Here is a 1,509-nt window from a genome sequence, read left to right as displayed (position 1 = left end):
GCTGCGTAACGACAGCGGCAGAATGCGTATAAACTCGCGCGGATTTGATATAGATAATATCCAAGAAGACGGAATGATTAGCTCGGTTTCCTCCTCTGTGCAAGGTCCTTTGGGCTTTTCAAAAGAATTTACCGATCTTGCTTTTTACGACCGCGTCGAGGTTTTGCGCGGTGTAGCGGGGCTTACTCAAAGTAACGGCGAGCCCGGCGGTACGGTAAATTTAGTTCGTAAGCGCCCTAGCGATGAATTTGGTTTTAACGCAAGCCTAAGCGGCGGAAGTCGGGATAATTACCGTAGCATGATCGACGTAACGGATGCGATAAATCAAAGCGGCACCGTGCGCGGACGCTTGATCGGCGTAGCAGGCAAAGAGGGCGCTTACAAACATTACGCTAACGGCTGGCGCAGCGCGGTGGGTGGATTATTTGACTTTGACATCGGTGAGAAGACTTTGCTAAGCACGGGCGTGATCTATCAAAAATCAAGAGGCGTTTATGATGTTTTCGGCGTTCCGGTTATAGACGAGCGGGGAAATCTTTTAAATTTAAGCCGCAAAAGCTATTTCGGCTCGAATTGGGATAGAAGCGAGTATAGAAAATACAACGCCTTTACCGAGCTAAGCCATGAATTGAGCGACGATACGAAAGCCTACGTGAAAGTGAATTATACCGATAGCAAAGGTATGTTTAAATTTGGCTCCCTAGGCGGAGTAAATCCTTATAACGGCACTACGTCGCATAATGTAAGGAGACAAAAATATGAAAATACCTCCAAAGAGGTCGCCGCGAAAATCGGGCTCGAAGGTAAGTATGAGCTTTTCGGCAACAAACACGAATTCTTTATAGACGGCTCGGCATCGAGAGAAAAATTTAGCAACAATAGAAAATATCCGACAAATTTAACTCTAAACTCGCTTGGAATGGGTATTTACAACTGGAACAAAGACTTGATCCTAGAGCCTGATTGGAACAATCGAAGCAGCCTTGCCCAGGATTATACGCAATACAATAGAATTTATCAATCTGCTATTAGCCTAGGCACCAGATACAATCTCAGCGAGGATTGGCATATATTATTGGGCGGACGATATTCCAGAGTAAAATATAACGCCTATCTGAAAGACTATATCTATCCGAACGAGACCGGCAAGCGAGACAGACCTACGAAAGTACATTTTGCGCCGTATGCGGGGCTAACGTGGGATTTTACGCAAAATCACAGCTGGTATGTAAGCTATGCGGAAATTTTTAAACCGCAAAGTTCTACCGACAGAAACGGTGAGATATTAGATCCCGTAGTTGGATACAACGTAGAAACCGGCGTAAAGGGCGAGTATTTTGAAGGCGCGTTAAATACCAGCATTGCGCTATTTCAGATAATCCAAGAAAATAGAGCTATTCAAGATCCGCTAAATACGAATTACTCTATCGCCGAGGGCAAGGTGCGAAGCAGAGGCGTCGATGTAGAGGCGCAAGGAGAGATAACGGATAGTTGGAAAGTGTTTGCGGG

1 protein-coding gene is annotated in these 1,509 nt (G+C 45.5%); it reads left to right on the top strand.

Annotation, left to right across the window (positions count from 1 at the left end; genetic code table 11):
• Positions 1-22: 22 nt before the first annotated feature.
• On the top strand, positions 23-1,509 hold a 1,487-nt coding region (locus tag Q0413_RS06140; RefSeq protein WP_298988105.1), incomplete at its 3' end, for a TonB-dependent siderophore receptor.

This window comes from uncultured Campylobacter sp. (assembly GCF_938045465.1).
GTDB lineage: Bacteria > Campylobacterota > Campylobacteria > Campylobacterales > Campylobacteraceae > Campylobacter_B.
This window is presented reverse-complemented; position numbering and strand designations above follow the sequence as displayed.